The following is a 25,577-nucleotide window of genomic DNA, read 5'->3' on the forward strand; positions in this document are numbered from 1 at the left end:
ATGAGTTTATCGAACATACCGTCTGTAAAACTCGGCAGAATTAAAGCGTTTTTTTATTTTTTCATATCGAATAGGGACAATAATATAATAAACCATTAGCGAATATTAAAAACAAATGATTTTATTGATGTTTTTAGAATGTTTTAACAATATTTTAACAATGTTTTAACAACGTCAAAATCAGGTTTGTTTAGGTTTGTTCGTTGATTTTTTAAATTTCACAAACATTTCCGACGAGTTATTAACTCAAACATTTTCATTAATTTCACATTTCACACAAATTTCAAAATTACATTAAATTATTACAAATTATTACATTAATTTCACACAATCAATTACAAAATTTCGAGTGCCGCATATGATTAAGAAAATGAAATATCTGAGTCTTTTTGTTTTATTAGGTTTGCTCATCGCCGCTTTTGCCGCGCCCGCTGCTGCCGCCGCCATCAAGGGCAGCAATGTTTGGGATCAGGACCAAAGTATGGCGACAACATACACGTGGACGCCTGCCATGTATTCAGGCCTTTGGTACGATTACGACAACGGCGTTTACACAGAAAACATCACAATGACAATTGCCGCAAGCGACCGGCAAATCAACGTCAATAACACCGAATACATCACAGAATATCAAAATATTCGATTCGCTTATTCCGATTGGGGAAGCTACCGCGTCATCGGCTGGCTCGGCGAGCCGTATTTCGCAGGCTACACGCGCTCAAGCTCGGGCAACAATTCAACAACACAATTCACAAGCAGCAACATCAGCACGCTGTCCGATGAAAGAATCTACCCGATCTTAATGAACACCGACGACGAAATCAGTCTCAGCTCGGGCGGCAAACACACGCTTGAAAACGGCTACAACATCACTGTCAGCGACTTCAACGAAAGCAGCGGCAAATTCACATTGACCCTTCAGAAAAATGGAAATACCGTATTAGAAGAAAACGTGTCCAACAACACGACTTTCGTGTATGAGAAATCGCTTGACGACATCGGAACGATTCCGGTCATCGCCGTTCACGTCAAAAATCTCAGCAGCTCAAAAGCAGTCATTAACGGCATTTTCCAAATCTCGGAAAGCTCAACAGATGTCAGCGTCGGCAAATCCGTCAACGCCATGGAAGTCACAAAAGTAAATGACACCGCCATCGTCATGAAAAATCCGAGCCGCATCAAACTGAACCGGGACAGCACCGTCACGCTCATGGACCACATCAAAATCGAGGTCAAAGACACGTCCAAATTAAAATTCGAACTCATTTCGGACCCGAAAACGGACACGGAAAAAACATATCCCGACAGAGGAATGGTTTACAGCAGCTCCAACACAAACAAAAGCTGGAACGGCATGAACTTCCCGGGATTCACTTACGATTACAACAACAGCACCGAAACCGAAAACTTATCGATCGATGTCAGCGGCACGCTTTCAAGATCAATTTCCGCAAAGCAGCTCATGTACACGACAAACGCGTACAATGAAACTTTCAATTATTCGGATTGGGGAAGCTATCAGGCAATCAATCTCGGCGGCGACAATTACTTCGCAGGCTACTTGAAATACAACTCATCCAACAAAAACAACACGACAAACTTTACCGACAGCAACGACAGCATCTTAAAAGACGGCAGCGTCTCAAAAGTTTTGATCAATAACGGAACGGAAAAGCAATACAGTGTCGGCTCAAACATCAGTTTGCAGGACGGATATACGCTTCAAATTTCCAATTTGACAAGCAACGGATCAAAAGCGAATTTGATACTGAAAAAAGACGGCACATCCGTTAAAGAATCAAGCGTCAGCTCGGGCGAAAACTTCGTTTACGAAGCAAGCGTCGGCGGAACGGTGGTTCCAATCATTGCCGTTCGCGTCACAAATGTTTTTGAAGGAACTTCTTCCGTTGTCAAAATCGGCGGCATTTTCCAAATTTCAACAAGCGCGACTGATGTCGGATCAGGAACGAAGCTTGGAAATATGCAAGTCGAATATACCGGAAGCACGGCGCTGATTTTTGTCAACACCAACGCAATAAACTTAACAAGCGGCACAAACATCACGCTGATGGAAAATTTATCGCTTCACGTTGCCGATTCGGACAGCCTTCGATTCTTCCCGTTCAACCAGTCGGCCGGAAACAATTCTTCCACATCAAGTTTAAGAATTGAAGTGCCCGATACGATTTATCCCAATGACAATATTACAATTGTCGTCAGTTACCGCGACGGCAGCAGCTGGGAAGTGTTGTCCGGCGCAACCGTTAAAGTCAACAATTCATCTATCGGAACGACCAATTTTTCCGGCGCGATTTCATTTACAGTCAACAGCGCAGGAACATACGAATTCAAAGCCGAAAAAAGCGGATATTCATCAGTCACCGTATCAAAATCAACCTCAGAAGGCGGAGACGAACTTCAAATTGTGATTCCGGATTTCATCTTTGCGGAAGATTCATTCCGTTTGTATGTGACAGATGAAAATAATACAAACGTCACCGGCGTCGGCGTTTACAAAGACGGCGGACACATCGGAACGACGAATGACAACGGCATGATCAACGTCACTGCCGATTCAACGCCCGGAACTTACAAATTGACGGCGAATAAAACCGGCTACGCGACAGGCTCAAAAGAAATGATTGTTTTAGAATACGGCCCGTACTTTGCCGTGACAAACATTACTTTGCCTGAAGACGCAATCACCGGAAAAACCGTTAAAATTGCTCTGACAATTGAAAATGTCGGCAAGGAAAAAGACACGCAGAACATTACAATTGTCGCGGAAAACAAGACGGAAACAAAGAAACTGACGTTGGATACGGGAGAGACAAAGAATCTGACTTTCAGTTTTAAGCCGGAAACGTCCGGAAATTCTTCGATTGAGGTGACGAATCAGACATTTACGTTTGAAGTGACTGAAAAAGAAAAAATCGAAATCCCGTGGAAATGGATTTTAGTCGGCGGCATCATTTTGATTCTGATTGTCGGCGCGATTTTGGCTTTGATGTATTACAAGGAAATGGAAGAGGAAGAAAAGAAAAACCCGAAGAGACCGGTGAAAGGAAAGGAAACCGAATCGAAAGGATTTTTGAGCGGACTTTTCGGAAGCGATTCAAAGACGGATAAATCAAAGACAAAATCAGCGTCGCCCGCTTCCAAGACAGCATCAAAACAAACAGCAAAACAAACAACAAGCAAATCGGCGGCCTCATCAAAACCGGCTCAGAAAACAACTCAATCGGCCTCTCAGTCAACTGCAAGCAAGCCGAAGAGTTCGGGCAGCAGATTCTCAAGCAGCAACAAAGCGCCTGAATTGAAGAACAGCCAGAAAAAGGCACGTAAAGATGAAAAGAAATAATGAAAATATGAAAACAGGAAGATACGATGAAAAACGTATGGATTAACGCAACGGAAGGAAATTGGGACCAAAAAAGAAACAAAATCACATCGGCAATGGAAGCGGGAGCAGACTTTGTTCTCGCCGATGCCGCTGATTTATCCGAAATCAAAAAACTCGGAAAAATCAAAACGGCCTGCTTCTTTGACGGCAAAAATAAAAGTGGTTCCGGCGCCAAAACGACCGCCGCAGCTGCTGCAAATGCCGACGCCGATGTTCTTGTATGGGATATTCCGATTCTTTCAGAAAATGATGACGAGAAAGGCGAAACGCCTGAACTGAAGCAGATGAAAGAGCAGAAAGCGACCGGCAGATCTGTTGCGGCTTATGTTGATATTCAAAATAAGAAAACAGAATTGTTCGCGGCTGTTGTCGGTAAAACGGCGGATTATTTGATTATTTCCGCGGGCGACTGGCGCATTATTCCGCTTGAAAATCTGATTGCGGCGCTTGAAAAATTTGATGTTGAAATTATTACGGATGTCAAAAGTCTTGAAGAAGCGCAGACTTCGCTTCAGATTTTAGAAAAAGGCGTTGACGGCGTAATGATTGAATCCGATGACATGAGCGAAATCAAAGAGATCGCAAATGCCGTTAAGATGAGCGGCAGAACCAGTGAAGATTTGGTTCCTGCCAAAATCGTGACGGTCAGACAGCTCAGCATGGGCGACCGCGTCTGCATCGACACCTGCAACCTGATGACGCCCGGCGAAGGCATGCTGATCGGCTCGCAGTCAGCCGGTTTGTTTTTGATCCACTCGGAAGTGGATGAAAGCCCGTATGTCGCGTCAAGACCTTTCAGAGTGAATGCCGGCGCCGTTTATTCGTATTTGAAAATTAATGACATCACCCGATATTTGTCGGAATTGAAAGCGGGTGATGATGTGACGATTATTGATGCAAAGGGGCAGACGCGTCCGGGAATTGTCGGGCGCGTCAAAATTGAGTCGCGGCCGATGATGCTTTTGGAGGCGGAAGCGGAAGGGAAAGTGCTGAAAGTGATTTTGCAAAATGCCGAGACGGTGAAGCTTGTCAAGCCTGACGGCAAAAGTGTTTCGATTACTCAAATCCAAGTCGGCGACGAGGTTCTTGTTAAAATTGAAGAAGCCGGTCGTCATTTCGGGATGAAAGTGACCGAAAAAATTATTGAAAACTGATAAAAACAAAAAATAAAAATGGGACGGATGTTAAAAACAAAAACGGGGAACAGGCGTTAAAAACGAAATATAATTTAAACAAACAGTAACAAAAGTAAACATTAACATTTAAAAAATCTTAAAAAGCCTATTAAAAAAATAAATTAAACAAAAATAAATTTAAAACTCAAAAAGAAGGGATGCAAAATGACTTATTTCACTCGTCCGGCGATTGTCGGAACGATTACAAAAAATGTCAAGGAAAACGCGAAAATCGGCAAGGAAAGCGGCGCGGATATTTTGGAAATCCGTTTCGATCTGCTGCTTGCGCACACGTCCGGTTTTGAAAAATATTTGAAAAAAGATTTTGAAGAAACGGCTTTGGTTGAACAATTGAAAAGCTGGATCAAAGAAGCAAAAGAGGCGGGCTTGCCTGTCATCGGAACTTTGAGATCAAAGGATGAAGGCGGCGCTTTTGAAGGCAGCGAAAGTGAAAGGTTTTACATCATCAGAGAGTTCATCGCTGATGTTGATTTCGCGGACATTGAAAGAAGAAGTTCAAAAAAGGAAATTTATGAATGCAAGATAATTGCAGAAAAAAGCGATACGAAGATCATCATTTCATCTCACTTTTTTGATGAGAAGGATATGCCGTCTGTCAAAAAGATCGGAAAAGTTTTGAAAAAATCGTTTGAAAGAGGCGCTGACATTGCAAAGGTTGCCGTTATGCCCGAGTCTAAAAATGATGTTTTGAAATTGTATGAAGCCGGTCTTAAAAGCAAAACGCCTGAAAAGATTTGTTTGATCGCAATGGGAGAACTCGGCAAGCAGACGCGGATTTTGGCGCCGTTTTACGGCTCGATTTTGTCTTACGGCTATATTGATGAAGAAGCGGCGCCGGGACAGCTTCCTGTCGGCGAAATAAAAGAAGGATTCCGATTGCTCGGCCTCCTTTAATTTTTTATTTAAACTTTAATTTAAACTTAATTTAATTTCAAATTTAATTTAAACTTAATTTAATTTCAAATTTAATTTTTAACATTTGACTTTGAGTTTTGATGAGTTATTAAAAATGGGGAATGGAATGAAAAACTGCAAATTCGGCGTTTTCGGCTATCCGATCACTCATTCATTGTCGCCGATCATGCAAACGGCTGCTTTTGATGCGCTCGGCATGTCAAATTGCGAATACAAAGCGTATGCTGTCGAGCCCGGCAATTTAATGGAAGAAGTTTTAAAAGCGCAGGCGGAAAACTTCTGCGGTTTGAATTTGACGATTCCGCTGAAAGAAAAAATAATAGAGACGGGACTGATTATTCCCGACGATTTTTCAAAAAAGGCAGGCGCTGTCAACACGCTTCATTTTAAAGGCGGCAAAGACGGCGAGATTTACGGTTACAATACGGATGCGAAAGGCGCTGCAAAAGCGCTTGAATACGCCGGATGCGACACGTTCGGGAAAAAGATTTTGATTATCGGTGCGGGCGGCGCTTCCAAGTCGATTTCTCTTTATTTCGGCGAAGCCGGAAATTCTTTGAAAATAATCAACAGAACGGCTGAAAAGGCGCAGCGTTTAGCGGAAGAAATTGCTGAAAAAACGGGAAATGTGAATGTTTTCGGCGGCGGTTTTGAATCGGGATGGGATGATTTGAAAGAAGCGGATGTTATTATTCAGACAACGGAACTCGGCATGGGAAAATATGAAGATGTTTCTGTTTTTGATCAGCTGTCTTTGGGAAAAGATGAAACAAACAATAAAACCAAAGACGAAATGAAAGATGAGTTGATTCGGGAATGTCTTGAAAATAAAACGGTTTTTGATATTGTTTATAATCCGGAAGAGACGAAATTTTTAAGAGAAGCGAAAGCTGCCGCGAATGTCAGGGCGTTAAACGGTATGATGATGCTTGTTTTTCAGGGAGCGCTTTCTTTTGAAATTTGGACGGGGAAAAAGCCTGACGCGAATGTTATGAAAGAGGCGGTTTTGGAAGCGCTGAGAAGCAAGAGCCGGCACGAGAGCGAATAAAAACGAAAGAGGGGAAGAATGAACGACAACGTTAAAGAAGATAAAAAAAGTGAAGAAATCAAAGATATTTCGGAAAACGATATGGAGAAGTTAATCGGTTTGATTGAAAAAATTGCCGTTTCCAAACACGCAACAATTGCGATGGGTGTCAGAAATCCGGATCCGGAGACTGTGAAATGTGCTGCTGCTGCGGTTGAGAAGAATTATGCCGATGTGATTTTGGTCGGCAGTAAACCTGAAATTGAAAAGGCTTCCCGTATTTATTATAATATTGAAGGGGGAGAGCCGCTGACGTTGCCGTTTGAGATAATTGATACGAATACGCCTGAAGATGAAATTATCACGCTGTTGGTTTCGGGAAAAGTGGATGCCGCGATTCGCGGAACGGCAAAAGCGTCGGACTCGCTTTCGAATTTGAAGAAGGCGTGTCATATCAATAAGATTCACAGGATTGCGATTTTGCTGACAAAAGACGGCAATCCTTACTTTTTTGCGCCGGTCGGGATTGATGAAGGAACGACATTGGAAGACAAGGTTGAATTCATTTGTCTCGGAACGCATTTGCTCAAGCGTCTCGGCGTTTCGCCGCATGTCGGTTTGATTTCCAGCCCGGACGATGCGGGACAAAAGGAAGCGGCTGAAATCGTTCGAATCATCACGGAAGAAAAAAAGCTCCATGCTGTCGATTACAAATTGGATTTGGAAGAAGCGTTTGAAAATTCGAATTATGTTTTGGCACCGAACGGCATCACCGGCAATTTGATTTTCAGAGCGCTGACATTTTTGGGCGGCGGCGACGGTCTCGGCGCGCCGATTTTAATGGATCGCCATGTTTTTGTCGATACATCGAGATCGGCGGGGCATTATACGAAAGCGATTATGGTTGCAAGCGCGCTTTCGAAAAAGAAAAAAGATTGAATGTTGATTTGAGTAAATTAATAGAAAAAACAGGAAGCGAATTTGAAAGTGTATTGAAAAATATGTTTTCGTTTTTGAAAAATGAATGAAAAAGGGAGCGGCTCGCGCGAGGCGGGCGGCAGCAGCGGCGCGAAAAAAATCGCGCAGCGATTTTTTCATAAACACCTCACTCCAACTGCAAACAAACACCGCCCTCCCACCAGAAACAAACACCGCCCTCCCACTGCAAACAAACACCTCACTCCAAGCGGCAAACAAAAACCTCACTCCCACTGCAAACCGGCGAAGCCTGAAAAATCGCGAAGCGATTTTTTACAAACACCACCCTCTCCTGCCCGATGAAATTTTGTGAGAGGCCGACCAAAGGTCGGTCACGAGCAAAATTTAAGCAAAATTTGAGCAAAATTTGAGCAAACGTTTGGTAACAAAGAAGATCAGTTTCTGCTCGGCGGAATTCTTGAAAGAATAATATCAACCAAATTGCCCATCGGCATTGTTTGAATCCAAACTTTTCCGGGTCCTGTGAGTGTTCCGAGGAAGACGCCTTCGCCGCCGAAAAGAATATTTTTGGCACCGCTGACGGTTGTAATATCGAATGAAACGGTTTCTTCCATTGCCGCTAAATGTCCCTGATCAATCACAAGACGCTCACCTGCTTTTAAATCATATTCAACAACGTCGCCGTCGATTTCCAAAAAGACATAACCGCTGCCCGAGAATTTCTGCATGATGAAACCTTCGCCGCCGAAGAAACCGGCACCGGCTTTTTTCTTAAAATGAACATTCATTTCAACCGATTTTTCCATTGCCAAGAGCGCGTCTTTTTGAGCGATGAACGTTTTGCCTCCGTCAAGGTTGAAGTCTAAAATGCGGCCGGGAAATGACGAGCCGAATGTGATGAATTGGTTGTCGCCTTCGGCGGTATAGTTGTTTAAGAAGAATGAGTCGCCTGAAAACATTCGGGATAATCCTTTCTTCAAGCCGCCGCCTGTGTTAGTTTCCATTTTCATTTTGTCGGTCATCCAAGACATGGCACCTTTTTCGGTGACCATTGTTTCGCCTCTTTCTAAGTAACAAGTGACAACGGGGAACGGGGTTCCTTTGATTTCGTATTTCATATTAAGGTCTCCATCATTTAACAAGAAATGGGATAAATAAAACCAGAGAAAATAAAAAGTAAATGAAAGATATTAAAGATTTCTTAAAAACATAAAAGTCATAAAAATGAAGAGCCAACGTCCGGATTCGAACCGAAATATATTCGCTCTGCAGGCGAACGCATAGCCGCTCTGCCACGTTGGCTTGTTGATTTTGAGCCGAAGATTTGTTATTAAACAAACCTGCCGTAAACTCTTCTTTTAAAACAATATAAAATCAGATAAGAAAATAAGAATAATAAAGAAAGACTCATGGCAGCGATCCAAGCTTCCCGAAGGCTCGCACACTTCAGTACAACAGGGAACGCCGGCGGGCTTATCTTCTGTGTTCGGTATGGGTACAGGAGTCGCCCCGCCGCTATGGCCGCCAAAAGACTTTCTCTAAGCGGGATATAAGTTCAAATATTGTTGACGCGTCGCGACAACAACCTTTGAATAACGGATATGATATTTAACGGTTTCCGATAAAATTTCGAAAACATTTTGCCATGTAACGATTGAATTTGAAATGCAAATCATAAGACTGATCAAAATAATCAAAGATGAATCTTAAATTAATTGAAATAAATCTTAAAATTTGATTTTTCCTAAACGACAAACAACTTTTCTTTTAATTTTCAACAACTTGGTTTTACCACAGACATACTCAGATATCGCCTGAAAAACCGGTCTTGCGGCGGCACGGACAATTCGTGAACGCGGACTTAACACCTCGTTGCCTTGGTGCGTACATCCCGTTTCGATCAACCTCGTCTTTTACGAGTGTCCTTGACGATGTCTCTTATTTAGGTGAGATTTCGAGCTTAGATGCATTCAGCTCTTATTCCTTGGTGCGTAGCTGCCCTGCGGTGCCTTGTCAGACAACAGGTAGACCAGAGGCACCGTTGCTTTGTTCCTCTCGTACTAAAAGCAACTTACCCTCAGACATCAAACACCTCTAGTAGATAGTAACCAACCTGTCTCACGACGGTCTAAACCCAGCTCACGATCTCCTTTAATAGGCGAACAACCTCACCCTTGGCCGCTGCTGCACGGCCAGGATGGAAAGAACCGACATCGAAGTAGCAAGCTGCCGGGTCGATATGTACTCTTGCCGGCAACGACACAATTATCCCCAAGGTAACTTTTCTGTAGTTTTTGGCCCGCACCAAGCGGGCTCAAAAGTTCGCTAGAACCGACTTTCGTCTCGTCATTCCTTGTTGTGCGAAATAACGTCAGGCTGACTTATGCTCTTGCACTCTTCAGTGAGTTTCCGACCCACTTGAGTCAACCATTGCGCACCCTTGATATCTTTTCAAGGGCGTCCCGCCCCAGGCAAACTGCCCACCTATCGGGGTCCTCTCGAGAAGAGAGTGAGAATCGTAATTCCAAAAGGGTAGTGTCCCACTTTTGACTCCACGAACGCTGGCGCGCCCGCTTCGACGTCTCCTACCTACACTGTACATTCGAAATCACAACTCAACGACAGGCTGCAGTAAAGCTCTATGGGGTCTTCACTTCCCCCTAGAGGTCTCTAGACTGTGCACTAGAATGTAAGCTTCACCGGATTCCAGTTTGGGACAGTAGGGCTCTCATTGATCCATTCATGCAAGTCGCCAATTAAGCGACAAGGTACTACGCTACCTTAAGAGGGTCATAGTTACCCCCGCTGTTTACAGGCCCTTCGTCCCGTTGAACCGGGGTTTGAGGTACCTGCACTGAGCAGGATTCAGAGATCGTACTCATCCTTACGGATTTGCGATCTCCTATGTTGGTATTAGACAGTTGGAGCCCCCTGGTCACTGCGACCTGCTGTCTTCACAGCAGGCACTCCTTCTCCCGAAGTTACGGAGCTAATTTGCCGAATTCCCTAAACTGAATTACTCCGTCACGCCTTAGCCTTTTCAGCTAGGGGCACCTGTGTCAGATCTTGGTACGGACGTTTCGACCCCTTTTCACGGGCTCCGGGGTGCAACCGACTTGCGTCATAACGCATTCATTCGCTTCTCGCCATTACGGCTCTCCACGAACTTCGGCGCTTAAACGGCGCGACAACGCCGCTCGGTCTGCCCTGAAGCGTCAGGATTATTGTCGAACGGTACAGGAATATTAACCTGTTTCCCTGATTCGGCGTACTCGAATTACGGTACGTCTTAGGACCGACTAACCCTCGGCTGATGATCATTGCCGAGGAAACCTGGCCCCTTCGGCGGTCAAGATTTTCACTTGACTATGCTGCTACTATTACCAGGATTTTCGTTTGCGAACGGTCCACAGGACTTCACAGCCCTGCTTCTGCCCGAACGCAACGCCCTCCTACGAGATTACCTATACGGTACTCCGTGGTATCGGTGGTCGGCTTGAGCCCCGTCAATTTTCGGGGCCCCAAACCTCGACTGGTGATCTGTTACGAACTCTTTAAAGGGTAGCTGCTTCTAAGCTAACCTTCCAGCTGTTTTGGGCTTGGGACGCCCTTTAGTGTTTACACTTAGCCGACACTTGGGGACCTTAACCACGGGCAGGGTTGTCTCCCTTACGCACTACAAGCTTACCCCAGCAGTGCGGACTCCGACCGTCTACGGTGTGGGTGGGTTTGGAGTTTGACAGAAGAGCGAAGAATTTCTTCCCCGGATTCCCCAATCAGTGCTCTACTCCACCAACGACCTCGGGTCAGGTCATGCTACGACATGTTTCGGAGGGAACCAGCGGATGCCGGGCTAGATTAGCATTTCACTCCGAGACGTGGGTCACGTGAATGATTTGCAGATCAATACCACTTGCGGTCCTCCACGCAGCTTTCGCCACGCTTCAACCTGCCCACGCCTAGATCGCCCGGCTTCGGGTCTTATTCCGGTGACTCCGCGCACTTGTATACGCCGTGCCTCGCTCGTAGAGCTGCGCACCTGTTGCTTTCGCTTTGGCTGCCTGTGTGAACAGTTAGCCTTCGCCACCAAAATAAACTCCCTGGCCAGTTCTTCAAAACTTAAGATGGAACATCGGCAATCTTATTCGTACACAAGCCTCGCGGCTTTTTCCTTCATAAGAAAGATCCTTTCACGCCCCATCGTTCTATAACCAACAGGTTTCAGGCACTTTTTACCTCCCTTCTCGGGGTACTTTTCAGCGTTCGGTCACCCTACTAATTCGCTATCGGACTCAAGGAGTATTTAGTTTTGGAGATTGGTGACCCCCATATTCGTGCGAGATTTCCGACCCACACTACTCAGGACATGACGATTTTCCTTTCATTTTCATCGACGTGACTATCACACTCTTTGGTCTGCCGTTTCAGGCAAGTTTGATTAAATGACATCGGAAAATAAAGTCAGCCGTAAACCACATCTCCGCCGCATTCCTGCAACGGATTCAGTTTGAACTCTGCCGGTTTCAATCGCCTTTACTAACGGCATCTCTTATTGATTTCTTTTCCTGCTCCTACTAAGATGTTTCAATTCGGAGCGTTCCCGATCATGAATGATCGCTGCCCTCGCGGACAACGGGATTCCCATTAGGAGATCTCAGGTTCATAGATTCCTTGCGTCTACCCTGAGCTTATCGCAGCTTGGCACGTCCTTCATCAGCTCTTGAGCCGAGCCATCCACCTGTTGGCGTAACACCATTCGCTTAACCGATTTTTCAGTCAGCGTCTGATATATCTGTCCAACTTGTTGATTTGTTGTTGTTTGTCTTCTTCAACCTTTACATGACATCACACAAATACACGGGCTGGCACCCGGATTTATCCGTCCTTCCCCCGTAACAGTTTACGGGGTGCATTATAAATGTTTGATGAGGAATCGCGCCTCAACACTTTTTTGAAAAGCGTTTCTGATTGTTTTGTTAAAATGTTTTTGTTTAAAATTACCGTTTCCGGCAACTTTACTGTTTTATTGAATATTAAATCAATAATTTAAACCAATAAAATGGACTTGTGGGGATTTGAACCCCAGGCCTCCGCCTTGCAAAGGCGGCGATCTTCCAGCTGATCTACAAGCCCGATGACGCAAATTCGGGCGCAGCCCGGTTTGTATTTGGGTCTTGCCCGATCGACTTTTGGATTGGATCTGATTTTTCGGATTTGAATTTTTTTGAATTTTTCAAACTTAAAATTTCAGATTAAAGTCTTTTTTTGGTTTATGTTTGTGACCTGATGTTTTTTCGGCATTCGGCGGTGTTTTATTCTTAGGAGGTGATCCAGCCGCAGATTCCCCTACGGCTACCTTGTTACGACTTAACCCCCCTTGCGGAATTCAGGTTTGAATACGGCACGATGTCCATACCCTCACCCATACCCCACTCGGGTGGTTTGACGGGCGGTGTGTGCAAGGAGCAGGGACGTATTCACCGCGCTATGTTGAAACGCGATTACTACGGATTCCAGCTTCACGAGGATGGGTTTCAATCCTCGATCCGAACTTCGAACGGGTTTATGAGATTAACATCCCCTTTCGGGGTAGTTACCCATTGTCCCGTCCATTGTAGCCCGCGTGTAGCCCAAGAGATTCGGGGCATACTGATCTACCGTAGCCCGCACCTTCCTCCGATTTAACACCGGCGGTCCCCACAGAGTACCCGGCCATCCGGAGATGTCGCTGGTAACTGTGGGCACGGGTCTCGCTCGTTGCCTGACTTAACAGGATGCTTCACAGTACGAACTGGCGACGACCATGCACCTCCTCTCAGCGATTCAGGTAAAGTCTTCAGCTTGACCTACATATTGCTGTCTCCCCTGGTGAGTTTTCCGGCGTTGAGTCCAATTAAACCGCAGGCTCCACCCGTTGTTGTGCTCCCCCGCCAATTCCTTTAAGTTTCAGCCTTGCGGCCGTACTTCCCAGGTGGCTCGCTTCACGGCTTCCCTTCGGCACCAGACACAGTCACGCCATGCCTGACACCTAGCGAGCATCGTTTACGGCTGGGACTACCCGGGTATCTAATCCGGTTCGTGCCCCCAGCTTTCGTCCCTCACCGTCGGACTCGTTTTGGTAAGACGCCTTCGCCACAGGTGGTCCCACAGGGATTACAAGATTTCACTCCTACCCCTGTAGTACCTCTTACCTCCCCCGATCCCAAGTTTGACAGTATCCACTGGAAGCCCGGATGTTGAGCATCCGGATTTCCCAATGGACTGATCAAACAGGCTACGGACCCTTTAGACCCAATAAAAGCGGCTACCACTCGGGCCACCGGTATTACCGCGGCGGCTGGCACCGGTCTTGCCCGGCCCTTGCTAACACATACGATTTAGGTATGTGGACAGCCCGCATTTGATGCGAGCACTCGGTGTCTCCTTATCACAGTTTCCTGCATTGTAAAGTTTTCGCGCCTGCTGCGCCCCGTAGGGCCTGGATTCATGTCTCAGAATCCATCTCCGGGCTCTTGCTCTCACAACCCGTACCCGTTGTAGGCTAGAGGGTACGTTACACCCCCTACAACCTGATAGGCCGCAGACCCATCCTCAGGCGAAATTCTTTGTCCCTTTAAGCATTCCGGCAGAAAAGGGATATCCGGAATTATCCTCAGTTTCCCGAGGTTATGCCGGACCTGAGGGCAGGTTATCCACGTGTTACTGAGCATTACGCCATGTTCACGAAGAACATTTGACTCGCATGGCTTAGTCAAACACCGATAGCAGTAACCTCCGGCAGGATCAACCGGAATTATATTAAGATAAAACATTGCAAAAGACGTGAACGCTTTTGAAAATGTAATCCTGTACACACTTAGATGTTGCTTTTAATAGCTGGTTTTTTGGAAATACTGCAAACACTGCTTAAACAGAAATTGTCGGAAAAAACTTCTCAACCACGAATAAAGCGCTATTCACACTTAGTTCTTAGATTTTAGAGTTGCTTCCTTACAATACACAGTTTGATATTCCTGTAAATCTCGTAACGATGATTTACAAATTTGTTCAATTTGCTTTGCAAATTGAGTCAATTTCTCACGAGTGAGAATTGATTTGAAAACCACCGCCGAAGTTTACCGAAACATCAGGTCACATATCAGTACCGGAAAAAACTCCGGACTTCATTAATAGATGAATGTAAAATTGAATTCAGCGTAAAAACGCATTCATTCAAGCTCTCGAATTCTGCATTTTACCTCAGAACGAGAGGAATCCTACTACATCACAGGGAGTATATAAGGATTTTGCTGATAACAGGATAGCAGAGAATAAATAAAAAAGAAAAATTAAAAATAATAGAAGAAATTCTCAAAGATGAGAAGACGCGACAAATTAATGAGAGAATGAACAATTCAATGAAACATTATAAATAACAGAATGAATTTGGTATTTCTGATCATTATGTTTGAACAAATTAACGCGGGGAGTCGTTTTTTACGCTCCTGAACAGAAAAAACAGAATTCGAACAGAACAATAACTATTTTTGATACAACCCTTCGGGACGGCGAACAAACCCCCGGAGTGACAATTCCGTTTGATAAGAAAATTGAGATTGCATCTCAATTGGACAAACTCGGCGTCGACGCAATCGAAGCCGGTTTCCCGATATCTTCTCCCGGAGACAAAGAATCCGTCAAGAAAATTGCAGGACTCGGGCTTAACGCTGATGTCTGCGGTTTGGCGCGGTCCGTCATCAAAGACATTGATGCCTGTATCGACTGTGACGTCGATATGGTTCACGTTTTTATTCCGACATCCGATGTTCAAAGAGAATACACGATTAAGAAAACGCGTGAGGAAGCGCTCAATTCGGCGGTTGAAATGGTTGAATACATCAAAAGCCACGGCTTTAAATGTATGTTTTCACCGATGGATGCGACCCGAACGGATTTTGAATATTTGGTTGAAATCGTTAAAGCCGTCAAAGCTGCCGGCTGCGACATCGTCAATATTCCGGATACCGTCGGCGTTATGGTGCCGACATCCACGTATGAATTGATTTACAATCTCAAAAAGAATGTGGACATGAAATACGACATGCACTGCCACAACGATTTCGGTTTGGCCAACGCCAACAGCATTACGGCTGTGGAAGCCGGCGCCGATCAGGTGCAGGTGACCGTCAACGGAATCGGTGAGCGCGCCGGAAACGCGTCGCTTGCAGAAGTCGTCATGGCGCTGTCATCCATTTACGGTTTTAAAACCAATATCAAAACAGAATATTTGACAGAAACGTCCAAAATGGTTGAGAAATATTCCGGCATCAAAATGCCGCCGATGCTCCCGGTTTGCGGTGAAAATGCGTTTTCCCATGAATCCGGCATTCATTCGCAAGGCGTTTTGGCAAAATCGGATACATTCGAACCGGGCGTCATGACGCCGGAAATGGTCGGTCAAAAACGCCGCATCGTTCTCGGAAAACATGCAGGGAGACACGCTGTTTTGCAAAATCTGGAAGCCGTCAACATTCACCCGACGGAAGAGCAGCTCACCGAAATTTTGACAAAAATCAAAGAAATCGGAGACCGCGGCAAAACCGTTACCGATGCCGATCTTTATGTCGTCGCCTCAGTCGTTCTCGGCAAAAAAGGAATGGACGAAGCAATCAAACTCAAAGAAGTTTCCGTCATGACCGGCAATATCGTAACGCCGACTGCTGTGATTCGCGCCGAAGTCAACGGCAAAGAAACCATTGCCGCCCAAACGGGTGTCGGTCCGGTGGATGCCGCGCTGCGCGCCGCAGAAGAAATTGTCGGCGACACAACATACAAAATCGAAGAATTTTCGATTGAAGCCATTGCCGGCGGATCAGATTCGCTTGCGCGTGTCACGATCGTGCTTGCAAACGAGCGCGGAAAAAGTGTTACAGCAAAATCCGCCAACGCCGATATCGTGATGGCGTCCGTTGAAGCTTTGATCAACGCGATGAACGCGCTTGCCGGAATGGATTAAAATTCGAGAAAATACAATAGAAAAGAAAAAATTAAAAATATTTATAAACATTACCAGCTTGTAGTTTACTACATTAGCTGTAATGGCTGATAACGGGTAAAGCCACTTGTGACAGTGTACTGAGTGCACGACAAGGAGTTCCCTGTGGTACCGTTATTTCTTTTTAATCTTTTTTCATGAATTTATTTTATGAATACGTCATGTTCTTCTTGTTTTTCAGCATTGATCAGACGAATATATTCATCTTTATTTTTGCAGATTTTTTGAAATTCCGCCCACGCAAGAAGATCGACCATTTGCAATCCAATCCATGAATGTGAATAACTGTGATGAATCTCTAAATTTTTGGAAAAACCTGCTTCTTTAAATTTGAGTTCAAGATGCCGATTAAAATCATCAATTAATGCTTGCTTACCTTTTGATTTATCGATTCGAATTATTAAATTACAATCTTCAAGAGCAATATACTCCGCAAGTTTTCCGGCAATATGGTTGTACAAGTTGTGTTTGTCTTTTCTTAAATATGAATTCTTCAGTTTTTGCTTTTCAAAAATGATATGAATAACTCGAAACTCATGAATCGTGTTCAGATTGGAAAGAGCAATTTTTGTCGATTTTTCAGAAATCTTATTTCCTTTAAATTCAGAAGATTCTTTCAACCCTTTTTTAAAAGTAGAATTACGCCGAATTTTCTTAGCAATCCGCTCAAGAACATGTGAATCCGAAACGACCAAAGCTGTAATAATTAAATGTGTCGAGCTCTTCGGACCAAACCCCAAATCACCGCTTTCATCAATATAAACCAACTTTGTCATCAAAAAGGGAAATAACGGATGAATGAATTTAAAGTTCCGAAATTTTCAAAATCGAAAAGTAGAAATAGAGTGAAAAGAGCAAAATAAATGAAAACGAGAGCGAGTTAGACTAGAAAATAAAAAATAAAAAATAAAATTTAAATTTCAAAAACAATTCCAAATTCATTCAAAACTTTTTCAACCGCCTTCTGAACAATTTCCCGAACCACGCCCGATTCAACGCCCGTAACTGCTGACAAAACCTTCAGATTCGGAGAAACGGAATCGACATCGTTCGCTGACGGAATGAAATCGTAAGTCGGCTCTTCTTCCGCGGTCGTCAAACTGATTTTATAAAGAGCGGCGCCGGATTCTAAAAACAGTTTGATATGTCCGATAAAATCTGGACTTTTTTTCACAACATCTGCTCGAATCAAAGAAATAATTTCACGAACGATTTTTTCATAATCCGAATCGGCGAGAGACTTCAAACTGTTTTCATCCAGAGCATATTCCGCCGCAAATGAACCGACACCTGACGCTTCAATTGAACTGTCGTTTGGATTGCTTCTTGCACCGCCGGCCATCAAAAGACTGCCGTCATCGGCGACAACTTTTTTCAGCTCGGACAAACGCGCTTCAACATCGCTGCTGCGCTCTAAAATGCCGATCAGATTTGCCAAACTCTCGGGATTTTTGGATGAAAGCGTGATGATTTCCGCTTTCGGATTGATTTGCTGAACCGCTGCTTCAATAATCGGAAGCATGGACGGTTCAACCAAATCCGCTTTGCTGACAGCGATCACTTCCGCCTGCGCCAGCTGCTGCGCCGCAAAATTTTTAATTTCTTTTAAAATCTGTTTAAATCGGCTGCCGTCAAAAAGCGTTAAAAGAGGCGCCATATCATAATCGATCGGCAGATTCATCAGCATCACTTCATCACGAATGACGCCCGGATAAGCGACACCCGTTGACTCGATGATAACGACATCCGGATGATAATTTTCAATCATCAGCAAAAGCGTTGCTCGAAGAGACGTTTTCAAACTGCAGCAAATGCAGCCGGAAGTAATCTCTTTCGTCTCCAAGCCGTACTGAGAAATAACATCTCCGTCGATGCCGATTTCACCGACTTCATTCACAATGATGCCGACAGACTTACCAAGCGACGAATAATAAGTGCCGAGGCGAATCAAAGCAGTCGTCTTACCGCTGCCCAAAAATCCGCCGACAACAATTATTTTCAAGATACAGCCTCACAGATTTTTACTCATCCGTTTCAGCTTCAACAGCACTTCCCGAGACAGGTTCTTCGACTGTCAAATTGTTCCAGCTGAACGGCTCGGGCATGAAACGCATACACTTCTTGCAGTTGGAACCGTCGCACAAATCGGAGCGGATTTTAACGGCGTCATCTCTGTAACTCATCGCGTGCGTCGGACATTCGCGGATCTTCTCACCGCATTCGGCGCAGCCCGGCATCGGAATGGAAAGGTAAGTGCCTGTCTGCTTGATCATTTCATAGCCTTCGTCGCCGTAAACCGGAATGTCGCGCTCGACAAGCCTTTCGACCGTCGGGTTTTCGATCGGGTCGTCCAATTGCGGAAGCTCTTTCTTTTTCAGGAACTTTTTAAACATTTTAAAGTCCATTCCTTCGCCCCAATAGGCGAGTTCAAGAATGTAAGCTTCTTTGAAAGCGGGATCGGTTGCAAACATAATGTGCGTTCCGACAATCTTTGTCGCAATGTCCTGAAGCTCTTTCAAGCGCTCATCGGAAAGCAAGATCTCACGCGCCGTTTTCAGTGACGTGTTGCCGATTTGTGTAATCGTTGACGCGTTGTACGGATTCATGCCGATTTTCTGAGCTTTGACGGCGTCCATGTACGTGCCGGCAGCGCCTGACATGTGAGAAATTTGAATGTCTGCCATCTGAATGCCTGCGGCGTGGCAGAGCGTAATATGACCTGCGCGGAGCGCGCCGATTGCATTGCCGGCTTCTTTGATATCGTTTTCTGTGAATTCAACGCCGTCCTGAAGATGAATAATGCCGTCAGATGTTTGAATTTTCGGAAGCTTGATGATTCCGTTTCTCATGCCTTCTTCCATCATCGCAATGACGCCCGTCCCGGTAATTCCTTTTGCGCGGATCGGACCTTCTTCGATAACGGCGCCTGTTCTCGGGTCAACCAAGTCGCCTTTCGTTCGCTTCATTTCTTTGTCCAAAACGTAGCAGCGAAGATTGTCGCCCTCAAATTCAACATCGCTGATCGCGCGCGGAGAAGCAAGCATACCGTCTTTGATTTCCTGACCTTCAAGCGCCGGACCTGCCGCGGCCGAGCCTGTATAAATCACGCCGCCGGCTTTGAGCGCCATTTCAGCGTTGGTGCCGAAGTCGGTTGCGATTGCGATTTCATCGCTGTCAAGCATGCCCGAATTCACGATCAATGCCAAAGCGTCAGCGCCGATTTCGTGTTTGATTGCCGGCGGGATAATAACGGTACAATTCGGATAAATTTCAAGACCGGAAACTTCGGAGCTGCTCATAGATTTAGAAGTTCTGTCCTGTTCCTGAATGTTGAGTTTTTCACGTTTGCGCTCACCCGCGTAAGCCAAATCGTCAATCGGAATGCCTTGGAAAAGAGAAAGCTGGATCGGATTGCCGCAGACGGAAAGTCTGTAAAGGTCTTCGGGGACGACACCCAATCTGTCAATTAAAACAATAATCGCATTAATGACCAATTTATGCGCGTTTCCCAAACCGTAATTGATAGCAAAATCCATATGATCCATCACATTCGCACCGGGAAGCGGATTGCGCATCGTAACGACAGTTCTTTTGATTTCGCCCGTTTCTAAATCCACTTTCTGTGATCGAAAACCGCTGGTTCCCAGATCAATTGCAACGCCTGTTTTCATTTATACCACACCTAATAATTGAAAGTTTTTAATTGAAAGTTTTTAGTTTTTTATGTTTTTAATTTCACGTATTTTATGAATATCATTCATCCGATTCATCGCACCGCAGCGAAAACAAATTTTGAGCGAGAAACTCAACCGGAAAAGCCTGCCGATATCGCTGAAAAAAATATCCGTCACGGTAAATCGCAAATTATCTGCGTCTAATAATAAGTGTTATTAGTTAATATTCTTTTCATTTGGGTTGGAAAAATACAAATGAATTTGTAAATAATAAGTCGAATGAAAAATTAAAACGGCGTTGTAAAGAAATGTAAATCGTAAATGAACAAAACTGATTTACAAAAACAAAACAGATTTACCAAAACAAAATCGATTTACAAAAACAAAATCGATTTACAAAAACAAAACTGATTTACCAAAACAAAATCGATTTACCAAAACAAAACAGATTTATTAAAACGGGACCGATTCACTAAAACGGAACCGATTAGTTAATAATGAATTAAAAACATTTTATATTATTCATTCAGAAACTCATAAACGTGTGCGGAATAAATCATAAGGAGGTTTGCGGCGATGAACTCGTTAATTGAAACTGTTTTCTTTTCAGAAAAGCGAAAGGCTGTTCTGATTCTTCTTTTTGAAAAAGGTCCCTTGCCGATCGAAACGATTAAATCGGAATTGGATGAAACGTCTGTCTCAATTTTACCCCAAATCAAAGTTTTAATTGATAATAATTTAATCATTCAAAACGACGGCATTTATCAGCTGACCCACCTCGGCGAAACGGTTGCCGAAAAAGTTTCTCCTTTCATTAAAAATCTTCAGGTTCTCGGAATTAATCCGAAATTTTGGAGCGAACACGATACAAGCGAAATTCCTGAAAATTTATTTAACCGCATTCAGGAAATCGGTGAATTTGAAATCATTGAAATCGACCTGCGTACAATTTATTATGAGCCGAACCCGAAAATCCGCGAACACATCAGCAACGCGAATTCAATTAAAACGTTTATCACTTATTACGCACCCGAATACGTTTTGACATATTACGAACGCCTGATGGCAGGCGCGCCCGTCTCCATTACGACCAGCGATTACATCGTCAACATGGCAAAAGATTACAAAACAGAAATCAACGACCTTCTTCAATTAGACCGCGCCGAGCTGAATGTCTGCTCCGCCGACGTCAAAATTGCCGAAATCACGGTAACAGATAAGGTTTTGCTGATGGTTTTGTATTCAACTGCCGGAAATTTGGATTACGACTTCTTAGCGGCCGAATCCCCCGGCGCCGTTCAATGGGGAAATGAACTTTATGATTATTTAAGAAGCCGGTCCGTTAACAGAAAGGAGATTTAAGGAGGAAAAAAATGAAAGACGAATCCATTTCCGATGTTCTCTTCTTTTCCGAAAAAAGAAGACAGATACTCCTTTACCTTTTGGAAGGCCCGAAAACGATTGACGATATTAAATCTTATCTCAATTCCAAATCCAGTCCGCTGATGGTTCAGATTCGAATTTTGACCCGCAACTTCCTGATCCAGGAGAAAAACGGCGTATTTTCGCTGACGCCGCTTGGGGAATATACGGTTCGCGAAATGAGAGATATTTTAGATATGTTTGCGGTTTTTGACAAAAATCCGGAATATTGGGGCGAAGCGGAGCTGACGGCGTTTCCCGCGTATCTGCTGAGCCGAATCGGAGAGCTCGGCGCCGTTGAGCTGTGTTATCCCGACAAAGCGCACATTTTTGACCGCGCCCGCCCGGTTGAGAAAAGTCTGAAATCGGTTGAATCTTTGATTGAAATTTCATCGATTTTCCGGCAGGAATATGTAACGGATTATGTTGAAATCGCCGAGCGCGGCATCAGCGTGGCGTTTATTTTTACGCAGGAAGTTATTGACCGTTTGGAAAAAGAGTTTCCTGAAAGTTATTTCGATTATATGAAGCGCGAAAATGTCAGAATTTTCGTTTGCCCCGAAATCAAATTGGCATCGTGCATGGTGACGGACAAAATTATTTCATTGTCGCTCTTTACGAAAAGAGGAAATTTCTTCAACCACGATTTGATCAGCTATGACCACAGCGCCGTTTTATGGGGAACGGATTTGTTCCATCATTTCCGCTCGCTTTCGATGATTCATAATCTTCAGGATTGAATTTGAAAACACTTCGTTCGCATTTGTTTGTTATGAAGACGATGAAAGACATGAAATGTGAACATGGAAAGATTAAATTACATTTGAATTCTTAATCAAAACCTAATTATAATCCAATGAATTCATGTGAATCATCATTCAAATTTTATCGGATATTTAATGTTGCCGGATATTTATTGTCAAATATTTATTGTCGAATATTTATTGTCGAATATTTATTGTCAGATACATTATCGGATACTTAATTTGATTTTATCTTAATGATTTGTCAGATTTTAATTTAATTTTTTAATTTCTGAAAGTTGAATTTTCGGAGTAATATAAATGCCAAAAGACACGAAATTACCTTATTTTGAGATCGGAGAAGCTCTGATCGGTACAGGCGCGGAACTTGCACACGTTGATTTAATGATCGGTTCGAAAGACGGTCCCGTCGGTCAAGCATTCGCAACGGGAATGACTCAGCTTTCCGCCGGCCACACGCCGCTTTTGTCCGTCATCCGCCCGAACCTGCCGACCAAGCCTTCCACTTTAATCGTTCCGAAAGTGACTTTGAAAAAGGGTGTCGACACGACAAAGATTTTCGGTCCCGCCCAGTCCGCTGTTGCAAAAGCTGTTGCAGACGCTGTTGAGGAAGGAATTATTCCGAAAGACATTGCAAACGACATCGTTATTGTTGCCAGCGTTTTCATCGCGCCCGACGCGGAAGATTTCAGCAAGATTTACAGATTCAATTACGGCGCCACCAAATTGGCGCTTAAAAGAGCTCTTGAAGGATTCCCGAGCATTGATAAGGTTTTGGAAGAATCCAACAAGTCCACACACGCAATTATGGGATTCAAAGTGTCCAGACTTTTCAACCCGCCGTATTTACAGGTTGCTTTTGACACGACAAGCCTTGACTTTGTTTTAAAAGCAGTCAAAGAACTTCCGCAGAACGATCACTTGCTGATTGAAGCCGGAACGCCGCTCATCAAACGCTTCGGTACTGATGTGATTTCCAAGATCCGCGAAGTCAGACCGGACGCGTTCATCGTTGCCGACCTCAAGACGCTTGACACGGGCAACTTGGAAGCCAGAATGGTTGCAGACGCTGCCGGCGATGCTGTTGTCGTCTCCGCGCTTGCGCCTGTTCCGACAATTGTCAAAGTGATTGAAGAAGCGCACAAGACAGGCATTTACGCAATCGTTGACACGCTCAACTTGCCCGACCCTGTTCCTTTGATTGAGGAATTGGTTGCCAAAGGCGCCATTCCGGATGTTGTCGAACTCCACCGCGCCATCGACATTGAAAACACGGAACCCAGATGGGACAGCATCGATGCGATTAAAAAAGTCAGCCCGAAAACCTTTATTGCCGTTGCAGGCGGCGTCAAACTTGACACCATTCCGCTCGCGCTCAAATCCGGCGCCGACATTTTAGTCGTCGGCCGCGCAATCACTGGCTCTAAAGATATTCGCGGAACCGCCGAGCAATTTATTGCAAAAATCGGCAACCCTGAAATCGACCAGTTCAGAATTACGACGGACGGCTCGGATTAAAATTTTAAAACATTTTAAAACAAAAATAATGAGAAACGAATTTCGTTTCTCTCTTTTTTTCATAAATTAAACGGCATACGGAACGTTTTTTATTTTTTGTTTTTGTAAAAATTGGATTTTGTTTTTTGATTTTTTTTAAGAAAAGTGCAGCGGCGCGCGCGTGAGCCGGATTTCTGTTTGCAGCGGGAGAGAAGTTTCCGTTTGCAGCGGGAGGATGGTGTTTGTTTCCGCCGGGAGTCAGGTTTCTGTTTCCGCTTGGAGTCAGGTTTCTGCTTGCAATGGGAGGGAGGTGTTTGTTTCCGGCAGGAGGGCATGAAAAATCGCGAAGCGATTTTTCTTTTCAGCCGCCCCGCTCGCGCGAGCCGCACAAATTTTTAAAAACAATCAACATATGAGTTGAATATTTCAAAAAAGAAGCAAAAAACGAACCGCAATTTTTAAAAAACAAAAAAGAAACGAATGAAAAATCATTCGTTCATAAATTCAAATTTAATCCCATTTAATGAAAACAGCCGGCTTGATCAAATCAGCAGGCTTTTCATCCATCAAAAGGAAAGCGTCCTCGATCTTGTCGAATCCTTCAAATCTGTGGGTAATCAGTTTTGCCGGATCAAAGCGGTTGTATTGGATCATTTCAAGCATTTTTTCAATACGAAGCGCACCGCCGGGGCAGAATCCGCCGCGAATGTCTTTGTTGGACATACCAAGACCCCATTCCCATGCCGGAATTTCAAAGGTTTCGGACGCATCGAAATAATTCATATTTGAAACAACGCCGCCGGGTTTGAGCATATTGAGCGCCTGATTGATCGTATCGGCTTTGCCGCCTGCGATAATGACGCGATCAACACCTTTGCCGTCCGTCATTTTCATGATCTGCTCAACGATGTCGCCTTCTTTGTAGCTGACAATGTCGGTTGCGCCGTATTCTTTGGCAACGGCAATACCGTTCGGGCGTGTTCCGACTGCAATGAGCCGGCCTGCGCCTTTGAGATGCGCGCCTGCAACAGCCATCAAACCGACCGGACCGATGCCGATGACAACAACCGTGTCGCCGAATTCGACTCCCGCCTGCTCGACGCCGAAGAAACCGGTAGACATCATGTCAACCGTCATCAATGCAGCCGCCATGTCCATGCCTTCCGGAAGTTTCACAAGATTCGCATCCGCCTGGTTGACGTGGAAATATTCCGCGAAAACACCGTCTTTAGACAGCAAAAATTTGAAACTTGCCATCAAACCGTGATCGTGCGCGTTGTATTTGCCTTGCGAATTCGGTTCAAGCCAATCCGGTGTACAGCAGGGAACAACAACAATGTCGCCGGGTTTAAAACGCGTCACAAGTTCGCCGACTTCGACAACTTCGCCGATGGCTTCGTGTCCGAGAATCAAATTTTTCTGATCTCCCGAGCCGCCGTGACTCGTGTGCGTATCAGATGAACAGGGTGCAACAGCAACCGGGCGCAGAATCGCGTCAAGCGGTCCTGCAACAGGCTTCTCTTTTTCCATCCATCCGACGTTGTTTACAGATAACATACCATATCCTTTCATTTTATCACCAAAGTACCACGAAAACCTGAGCTTTTAAAAACCTTTTGATTAAAAGTAACGAAAATTGATGACAAATAGAAAACAGATTAGAGAGAGAAAAAGAAGAACAATATACAGTTAATAAAGTATATATA

General features: G+C 44.5%; 16 protein-coding genes, 2 tRNA genes and 3 rRNA genes. 11 read left to right on the plus strand and 10 right to left on the minus strand.

Features of this window, described 5'->3' with window-relative positions; translation table 11 throughout:
- Positions 1-358: 358 nt before the first annotated feature.
- The 6 genes from MmiHf6_RS06315 (at position 359) to MmiHf6_RS06340 (ending at position 7,822) form a co-directional block, all read left to right on the plus strand.
- Positions 359-3,361, plus strand: coding sequence for an S-layer protein domain-containing protein (locus MmiHf6_RS06315; RefSeq protein ID WP_316556953.1), 3,003 nt, complete (start codon positions 359-361; stop codon positions 3,359-3,361).
- A 26-nt stretch (positions 3,362-3,387) separates the two neighbouring features.
- Positions 3,388-4,557 carry a 3-dehydroquinate synthase II gene (locus MmiHf6_RS06320; protein ID WP_316556954.1) on the plus strand — a complete coding sequence of 390 codons (1,170 nt, stop codon included), beginning with the start codon at positions 3,388-3,390 and terminating at the stop codon, positions 4,555-4,557.
- A 186-nt stretch (positions 4,558-4,743) separates the two neighbouring features.
- Positions 4,744-5,493: a type I 3-dehydroquinate dehydratase gene (aroD, locus tag MmiHf6_RS06325; RefSeq protein WP_316556955.1), complete on the plus strand. Its 750-nt coding sequence runs from the start codon at positions 4,744-4,746 to the stop codon at positions 5,491-5,493.
- A 127-nt stretch (positions 5,494-5,620) separates the two neighbouring features.
- Positions 5,621-6,562: a shikimate dehydrogenase family protein gene (locus MmiHf6_RS06330; RefSeq protein WP_316556956.1), complete on the plus strand. Its 942-nt coding sequence runs from the start codon at positions 5,621-5,623 to the stop codon at positions 6,560-6,562.
- A gap of 18 nt (positions 6,563-6,580) precedes the next feature.
- A complete protein-coding gene (locus MmiHf6_RS06335; RefSeq protein ID WP_316556957.1) occupies positions 6,581-7,480 on the plus strand; it encodes a methyltransferase in 900 nt (299 codons plus the stop codon).
- An 81-nt stretch (positions 7,481-7,561) separates the two neighbouring features.
- Positions 7,562-7,822, plus strand: a complete 261-nt coding sequence (locus tag MmiHf6_RS06340; protein WP_316556958.1) for a hypothetical protein — start codon at positions 7,562-7,564, stop codon at positions 7,820-7,822.
- Between the two features lie 92 nt (positions 7,823-7,914).
- Here the strand turns inward: MmiHf6_RS06340 and MmiHf6_RS06345 are convergent, their stop codons facing one another.
- The 6 genes from MmiHf6_RS06345 to MmiHf6_RS06370 all read right to left on the minus strand — a co-directional run bounded on the left by MmiHf6_RS06345 (position 7,915) and on the right by MmiHf6_RS06370 (position 14,274).
- Complete coding sequence (locus MmiHf6_RS06345) at positions 7,915-8,598, minus strand: TIGR00266 family protein (protein WP_316556959.1); 684 nt, start codon at positions 8,596-8,598, stop codon at positions 7,915-7,917.
- A 112-nt stretch (positions 8,599-8,710) separates the two neighbouring features.
- Positions 8,711-8,782, minus strand: a tRNA-Cys gene (locus tag MmiHf6_RS06350).
- 105 nt (positions 8,783-8,887) lie between these two features.
- A 5S ribosomal RNA gene (rrf, locus tag MmiHf6_RS06355) occupies positions 8,888-9,009 on the minus strand.
- A 298-nt stretch (positions 9,010-9,307) separates the two neighbouring features.
- Positions 9,308-12,239, minus strand: a 23S ribosomal RNA gene (locus MmiHf6_RS06360).
- A 301-nt stretch (positions 12,240-12,540) separates the two neighbouring features.
- A tRNA-Ala gene (locus MmiHf6_RS06365) sits at positions 12,541-12,613 on the minus strand.
- A gap of 187 nt (positions 12,614-12,800) precedes the next feature.
- A 16S ribosomal RNA gene (locus tag MmiHf6_RS06370) occupies positions 12,801-14,274 on the minus strand.
- The 16S, 23S and 5S rRNA genes sit together here with 2 tRNA genes alongside, the layout of an rRNA operon.
- A 653-nt stretch (positions 14,275-14,927) precedes the next feature.
- Here MmiHf6_RS06370 and MmiHf6_RS06375 point away from each other — a divergent pair.
- Positions 14,928-16,475 (plus strand): 2-isopropylmalate synthase, encoded by a 1,548-nt coding sequence (locus MmiHf6_RS06375; RefSeq protein WP_316556960.1) that lies wholly within the window; start codon positions 14,928-14,930, stop codon positions 16,473-16,475.
- Positions 16,476-16,657: 182 nt separating this feature from the next.
- On the opposite strand, the gene MmiHf6_RS06380 is transcribed toward MmiHf6_RS06375, so the two are convergent.
- The 3 genes from MmiHf6_RS06380 to MmiHf6_RS06390 all read right to left on the minus strand — a co-directional run bounded on the left by MmiHf6_RS06380 (position 16,658) and on the right by MmiHf6_RS06390 (position 20,185).
- Positions 16,658-17,281, minus strand: coding sequence for a DUF3800 domain-containing protein (locus MmiHf6_RS06380; RefSeq protein WP_316556961.1), 624 nt, complete (start codon positions 17,279-17,281; stop codon positions 16,658-16,660).
- A 146-nt stretch (positions 17,282-17,427) separates the two neighbouring features.
- Positions 17,428-18,516: a GTP-binding protein gene (locus tag MmiHf6_RS06385; RefSeq protein WP_316556962.1), complete on the minus strand. Its 1,089-nt coding sequence runs from the start codon at positions 18,514-18,516 to the stop codon at positions 17,428-17,430.
- A 19-nt stretch (positions 18,517-18,535) separates the two neighbouring features.
- Complete coding sequence (locus MmiHf6_RS06390) at positions 18,536-20,185, minus strand: methylamine methyltransferase corrinoid protein reductive activase (RefSeq protein ID WP_316556963.1); 1,650 nt, start codon at positions 20,183-20,185, stop codon at positions 18,536-18,538.
- A gap of 579 nt (positions 20,186-20,764) precedes the next feature.
- On the opposite strand from MmiHf6_RS06390, the gene MmiHf6_RS06395 reads away from it, so the two are divergent.
- The 4 genes from MmiHf6_RS06395 to MmiHf6_RS06410 all read left to right on the plus strand — a co-directional run bounded on the left by MmiHf6_RS06395 (position 20,765) and on the right by MmiHf6_RS06410 (position 24,287).
- Positions 20,765-21,550 carry a helix-turn-helix transcriptional regulator gene (locus tag MmiHf6_RS06395; RefSeq protein WP_316556964.1) on the plus strand — a complete coding sequence of 262 codons (786 nt, stop codon included), beginning with the start codon at positions 20,765-20,767 and terminating at the stop codon, positions 21,548-21,550.
- Between the two features lie 11 nt (positions 21,551-21,561).
- Positions 21,562-22,350 (plus strand): helix-turn-helix transcriptional regulator, encoded by a 789-nt coding sequence (locus MmiHf6_RS06400; protein WP_316556965.1) that lies wholly within the window; start codon positions 21,562-21,564, stop codon positions 22,348-22,350.
- A gap of 324 nt (positions 22,351-22,674) precedes the next feature.
- Complete coding sequence (locus MmiHf6_RS06405; RefSeq protein WP_316556966.1) at positions 22,675-23,892, plus strand: bifunctional 5,6,7,8-tetrahydromethanopterin hydro-lyase/3-hexulose-6-phosphate synthase; 1,218 nt, start codon at positions 22,675-22,677, stop codon at positions 23,890-23,892.
- 221 nt (positions 23,893-24,113) lie between these two features.
- Positions 24,114-24,287, plus strand: a complete 174-nt coding sequence (locus MmiHf6_RS06410; protein WP_316556967.1) for a hypothetical protein — start codon at positions 24,114-24,116, stop codon at positions 24,285-24,287.
- A 94-nt stretch (positions 24,288-24,381) separates the two neighbouring features.
- Here the strand turns inward: MmiHf6_RS06410 and MmiHf6_RS06415 are convergent, their stop codons facing one another.
- Positions 24,382-25,428, minus strand: coding sequence for an NAD(P)-dependent alcohol dehydrogenase (locus MmiHf6_RS06415; protein ID WP_316556968.1), 1,047 nt, complete (start codon positions 25,426-25,428; stop codon positions 24,382-24,384).
- Between the last annotated feature and the right edge of the window lie 149 nt (positions 25,429-25,577).

This window comes from Methanimicrococcus hongohii (assembly GCF_032594095.1).
GTDB classification, from domain to species: domain Archaea; phylum Halobacteriota; class Methanosarcinia; order Methanosarcinales; family Methanosarcinaceae; genus Methanimicrococcus; species Methanimicrococcus hongohii.

Coding starts and splice junctions, on each gene's coding strand:
- MmiHf6_RS06315 (WP_316556953.1), top strand. CDS start 359: ATGATTAAGAAAATGAAATATCTGAGTCTTTTTGTTTTATTAGGTTTG.
- MmiHf6_RS06320 (WP_316556954.1), top strand. CDS start 3,388: ATGAAAAACGTATGGATTAACGCAACGGAAGGAAATTGGGACCAAAAA.
- aroD (WP_316556955.1), top strand. CDS start 4,744: ATGACTTATTTCACTCGTCCGGCGATTGTCGGAACGATTACAAAAAAT.
- MmiHf6_RS06330 (WP_316556956.1), top strand. CDS start 5,621: ATGAAAAACTGCAAATTCGGCGTTTTCGGCTATCCGATCACTCATTCA.
- MmiHf6_RS06335 (WP_316556957.1), top strand. CDS start 6,581: ATGAACGACAACGTTAAAGAAGATAAAAAAAGTGAAGAAATCAAAGAT.
- MmiHf6_RS06340 (WP_316556958.1), top strand. CDS start 7,562: ATGAATGAAAAAGGGAGCGGCTCGCGCGAGGCGGGCGGCAGCAGCGGC.
- MmiHf6_RS06345 (WP_316556959.1), bottom strand. CDS start 8,598: ATGAAATACGAAATCAAAGGAACCCCGTTCCCCGTTGTCACTTGTTAC.
- MmiHf6_RS06390 (WP_316556963.1), bottom strand. CDS start 20,185: ATGAAAACAGGCGTTGCAATTGATCTGGGAACCAGCGGTTTTCGATCA.
- MmiHf6_RS06395 (WP_316556964.1), top strand. CDS start 20,765: ATGAACTCGTTAATTGAAACTGTTTTCTTTTCAGAAAAGCGAAAGGCT.
- MmiHf6_RS06400 (WP_316556965.1), top strand. CDS start 21,562: ATGAAAGACGAATCCATTTCCGATGTTCTCTTCTTTTCCGAAAAAAGA.
- MmiHf6_RS06405 (WP_316556966.1), top strand. CDS start 22,675: ATGCCAAAAGACACGAAATTACCTTATTTTGAGATCGGAGAAGCTCTG.
- MmiHf6_RS06415 (WP_316556968.1), bottom strand. CDS start 25,428: ATGTTATCTGTAAACAACGTCGGATGGATGGAAAAAGAGAAGCCTGTT.